At 39.5% G+C, this 5040-nt stretch carries 5 protein-coding genes and 1 tRNA gene; all 6 read left to right on the top strand.

Features of this window, described 5'->3' with window-relative positions:
• The first annotated feature begins 3 nt into the window (after positions 1 to 3).
• A tRNA-Pro gene (locus E5983_RS08530) sits at positions 4 to 77 on the top strand.
• Positions 78 to 269: 192 nt separating this feature from the next.
• Positions 270 to 1874 (top strand): ABC transporter ATP-binding protein, encoded by a 1605-nt coding sequence (locus E5983_RS08525; RefSeq protein ID WP_160333419.1) that lies wholly within the window; start codon positions 270 to 272, stop codon positions 1872 to 1874.
• Positions 1875 to 2029: 155 nt separating this feature from the next.
• On the top strand, positions 2030 to 2677 hold the full coding sequence (locus tag E5983_RS08520) for an HAD family hydrolase (protein WP_160333418.1): 648 nt from the start codon (positions 2030 to 2032) through the stop codon (positions 2675 to 2677).
• A 62-nt stretch (positions 2678 to 2739) separates the two neighbouring features.
• Positions 2740 to 2955 carry an acyl carrier protein gene (locus E5983_RS08515; protein WP_160333417.1) on the top strand — a complete coding sequence of 72 codons (216 nt, stop codon included), beginning with the start codon at positions 2740 to 2742 and terminating at the stop codon, positions 2953 to 2955.
• A 253-nt stretch (positions 2956 to 3208) separates the two neighbouring features.
• Positions 3209 to 4471, top strand: coding sequence for a helix-hairpin-helix domain-containing protein (locus E5983_RS08510; protein ID WP_160333416.1), 1263 nt, complete (start codon positions 3209 to 3211; stop codon positions 4469 to 4471).
• Between the two features lie 6 nt (positions 4472 to 4477).
• Positions 4478 to 4885 carry a VOC family protein gene (locus E5983_RS08505; protein ID WP_160333415.1) on the top strand — a complete coding sequence of 136 codons (408 nt, stop codon included), beginning with the start codon at positions 4478 to 4480 and terminating at the stop codon, positions 4883 to 4885.
• Positions 4886 to 5040: the final 155 nt, after the last annotated feature.

Genomic DNA, 5040 nt, shown 5'->3' with positions numbered 1-5040 from the left:
CTACGGGAAGTAGCTCAGCTTGGTAGAGTACTTGGTTTGGGACCAAGGTGTCGCAGGTTCGAATCCTGTCTTCCCGACTAGTAAGGAGGCGTTAGCCTCTTTTTTATTTGTGAAATCAAGTTTATGCGGATTTTGTCATTTGCTTGTATCATTTGTATTCTTCCCTTCTTGAAAAAATTGGAAAATCTCTTGTAATCTGGTGATGAGGTGTTATAGTAATGTTATAGATTGGTAGAGAATTTTTAAGCTGTATAAGTGGAGGGATTTTGATGAAGCAATTCTCCAGATATTCTAAAAAGACGTTTTACTTCCAACTAGTCTTGTCACTGCTAAGTGCGGTTGTGACAGTAGTTATTCCTTTGCTGGAAGCGGAATTGATTAATGGACTGGTTTATAGGAAAATCAATGACTATTTTTTCTTGATTGCAGCTTGTGCCATACTTGCTTTTTTCTGTAAACTATTTCTTTCTTATTTCATAGCTCGAAATGAACATGTTGGCAGTAGTCTTGTGAAATTTTCGAGCTATACCGATTTACTTGAGTTAATTTATGGAAAGAATAGTAAAGAATTAGTCGAGTATGATCGGCATTATTTAAATAGTCGGATTAATGCAGATTTAGAAAGCATTATTAATTTTCTAATTTTTACAACTCCCCAAGCTATTCAGTCCATGGTGACTATTCTTTTTACCCTTATTTTACTTAGTCTGCTTAATCCTAAGGTTTTGATTTTAGTCCTGCTTCTCTCCGTTATTTATATTATGATCTATCTAGTCAACAAGAATTCCATGTATGCTTTGTTTGATAAAATACGAGAAGAAGATAGTCTCTATGAAGCTCGGAAGAGTCAAATTTTTCAAAGGTTATTTACGACAAAAATGTTAAGTCTTGAAAAGTTAGAGATCCGTCGTTTATCATCTGACTACAAAAATTTACTAGTGGATATCAAGAAAATGTTTAACAAACGCTACTGGACATCCACTAGTCAGATTGTCTTGGCCTTCCTTTTCCAGTTACTGTACTTTTGGTTAGGGGGAATCGATGTTGTTAATGGCTTGTTATCCATTGGGATATTTACGGCAACGATTCAATATTTTAATGGGATTATCAATAGCCTGGATACTTTTTTTGATTTAGGGATACAGGTGCAAGAATATTCTAGTGCTAAAAGAAGGATTGGGGCTCTCATATCTCTACCAGAAGAGATTGAGGGTGAACAGGCAGTTAAGTCTATTGATTCAGTTGAGTTAAGAGATTTTAATATTATTCATGGTCAAACCCAGGAGCAGATGTATCAGCAGAATCTAAATGTACAGTTGACAAAAGGATCTATTTATCATCTGAAAGGGAGGAATGGGATTGGGAAAACAACCTTGGTAAAACTCCTTGTGGGTCTAAAGCTCAATGATTATGAAGGAGCTATCCTGTTTAACGGGATCTCCTTGGACTCCTTGAACGCCTCTCGTTTACGAAGGGAATGGATTTCTTTCAATGTGCATACCCATTATGCAGCTGATTTAAAAGTCTCAGATGTATTGTCCACTTATTTTACTTTTGATCCTGACAGGCTAGAAGAAGACACTCCCGAATGGTCTATTTATCAAATGTTCATCAAGGGTTCTTCCGAAAATTTGTTAGAGAGCAAGATAGCGACATTGTCAGATGGAAAAAGACAATTACTAAATCTCCTGATCACGCTTCTAAAACCAAAAGCGGAATTGATTATTCTAGACGAACCGTTTTCGAATATTGAGAGTTCTCTCCATTCGGAATTACTAGATATTTTATCCTTGGTTGCTAAAGATAAAATCATTGTGCTGATTTCTCATGAAGATAGCTTGAATAAAATCAGGCATGAGATCTCCCTAGTTTAAATAGTCAGAAATCGAGTCCTTTTCAGTGCCTCTTGTTCTGAAATAATACGCTTTCATTGTCAACTGGTATTGTGACTGGCATTGGATGATGATAGGATAGAGTATGAGAATTTTCGTGTTATTTTCAGAAAATATTACATAGAGGGAGATTGTCGATGTCTTTTCAGGCTGTGATTTTTGATATGGATGGTGTATTGGTGGATACGGAGCATTTTTACTACAAGCGCCGGGAGACTTACTTAGCCAGTCAGGGGATCTCGATTGATCATTTGCCCCCAGCTTACTTTATTGGTGGAAATATGAAGCAAGTCTGGGAGAATATCTTAGGAGATTCCTATGACAAGTTTGATGTACCCCGTTTGCAGGCGGATTATGTGGCCTATAAGGAAAAGAATCCCCTTCCTTACCGTCAGTTGGCCTTTCCGCAAGTATCTCATGTTTTGCAGGGGTTAAAGGAAAAGGGCTATGTCCTTGGATTGGCCTCTAGTTCTGTCAAAAAAGATATTGAGCGAGCCTTGGCGGAATTGGAAATTACATCGTATTTCGATGTTGTTTTATCCGGAGAAGAGTTTGAAGAATCGAAACCCCATCCAGAGATTTATCAGGCTGCTTGTCGGGAACTCCAAGTGGATCCTCAAAAAACCTTGATTATTGAAGATAGTGAAAAGGGGATTCAGGCCGGTGTTCATGCTGGAGCCGAGGTCTGGGCGATTCGGGACTATCGTTTTGGATTGGATCAAAGCCGTGCTAGTCGAACGATTGACCACTTGGGACAAATACTACCGCTTTTGGAAACCCTGTAATTTTACGGTTTGGGGGTTCTTATGGTATACTTTTTATCATAAGAAATGAAATGAGGTAGTTTATGTCTACATTTGAAAAAATTCAGGCTATTATTGTTGAGGAATTGGAAGTGCAGCCAGATCAAGTGACGTTAGAGTCTAGCTTTGATTCTTTGGATGTTGATTCTTTGGATCTGTTCCAAGTTATTACGGCCATTGAAGATGAGTTTAGTGTTGAAATCGATGATGAGAAAAATTTAACAACGATTGCCGACTTGGTTGCATTTGTTGAGCAATAAATAGTTTGGTGAGGCTTGCTTTGTGTCTATTTCTATGATAGAATGACACTGTTTAGAGGTATCTTGAGTTTATTTCCTTTCAGAGAGCGGTGGGGGGTGAGAAATCCGCAGGGAATACAAGGTTGGTTGCTAAATGATTTTTCAACAAGAAAAAATGAGGTGCGGGCCCAGCCCGAATCTGGGTGGTACCGCGGAGAATGCTTCGTCCCTGTCAAGGAATTGACAGGGATTTTTTGTCATAAAGGGGATTACTATGGCTAAAAAGAAAAAACAGAAGAAGTTGCTAAAGCAGATGCGCCGGGACTATAAAGCAAATCATGAAATGAACATCGGTGATTTGGAAGATTTAGCTTTCATAGATCCAGATAGTGGCTTTAAAAGCCCAAATGTGAATCATCATTTTCAAGAGTTTGGAGCTGGCAGGGATATTCTCAGTGAGGAAGAGGAAACAGCAAACATGCTCGGCTTGCTTAGGGAGTTAGCACAAAGAATTCAAGATGAAGATACAAAAGCTGAGTTAGAAGAAGCCTTTGGCCTTGTTAAGGCTCTTGGTATATCAGATGAATCGGAGAAAGTTCAGGCTTTGGAAAAATTGAGCCAACAATATCCTGAAAATTTTGCAATCCAGATGGCTTATATAGAGGCTACTACTACTGACTTTACCTATGACAGGATTCCCCTCTATAAGTCGTTTACAGAGTTGATTTGGCAAGGACTTGAAGAAATTAATTTTCCTTCTTGGGCGGGCTCTGACAGTGCAGGATATTTGCATGGTCTAGCTTTGTTGTTAGAGACTTACTTTGATGTGGGTTTATGGACTTTAGCGGCTGAAATTCTCGATCTTTTAGACGAATTTTTATTCGAAAAGGATTGTCCAGAGCATCTCCTTTATTTAGCGGCAGCTACCTACTGTATAATCTATCAACCAGAACGTGTCCTAGACATCTATGAAGAAAAATTAGCAACTGGTGTTTTTGATCCTGGGCTAAATCTCTATGCTGTGATTGCCAGCCTTGAAGAGTGGAATCTAGAAACTGCAAATACTCTCTTTAAAGATTTAATGGAAAGGGATTCAGAATTTGCTTCACATCTAGCCTCTGAAACTTGGTTGCAAAATACAATGGAGGCAGTTTTGACCGACTTTGAGACTCCGTTTAGCTTCGCCCTCTTTCCCTTGCTGAGATTTTTAGCGGATAAGGAAATCATTGCCAAAGAATTAACTAGAATGTATCAGGATTTTCAAGGTAAACTATCGCTAAAGCAGAAGTCAGCAACAGTTTCACCGTTGCCTGAATTTCTTGAGGCAGAGGCTCGATTTAAATTGGCTCAGATGTTTGTTTCGCCAGCACTTGAAAATTTACGACTTGATAAGAAACGGATTTTAACAGCCGCAGAACTTCAAACCTTTGAGGATTTTGCAGCTTGGACCGAAAAGGAAGTTTTGACGATTCATGGAATTGGCCCAACAACGATTCAGCAGCTCAAAGAAAATGGTGTTGTTTTTCGAAAGGAGTAGGAAGTCGTGCTGCACCACATCGAGATTTACGTATCGGACCTGGAAGCCTCGCGCAGGTTTTACGAACATTTTCTCGGGAGATTGGGTTACCAACTTTACCAGGACTGGGAACAGGGCTTCTCTCTTAAGCAGCAAAATCAATACCTGGTGTTTGTCCAAGCCCCTCAGCATTTTCTTCATATGGGCTATCATCGGACACGAATCGGACTCAATCATCTAGCTTTTGAGGTTGAGGAGGATTTGGAGGCCTTGCGGCAAGATCTGTTGGTCCTTGGGGTACCGCTGTTATATGAAGAGCGTTTCTTGGAGGCCGAAGATCCCAAGGCGCTCTATTGTTTGGATCCTGATGGGATTAAACTGGAGTGGCTCAAAGTTGAGGGCACCTCTAAAAACCAGAAGTATTCCGTCATATAAAAAAAGAAGGGACTCTTGCCCTCTAATTTCCAGCAAAAGTCCCTGTATTTCCTACTTTTCTATCCCGATTATCGGGAGAATTCTGATTTTTGGGCGCACTAAGCCCATGTATTCAAATTCAGTCGTTTGATCTGTTCAAAACGACAAATATTGTA

This window comes from Streptococcus danieliae, from assembly GCF_009767945.1.
Lineage (GTDB): Bacteria > Bacillota > Bacilli > Lactobacillales > Streptococcaceae > Streptococcus > Streptococcus danieliae.
Note: the sequence above shows the minus strand (reverse complement) of the source record. Positions and strands in the feature narration are given on the sequence as shown.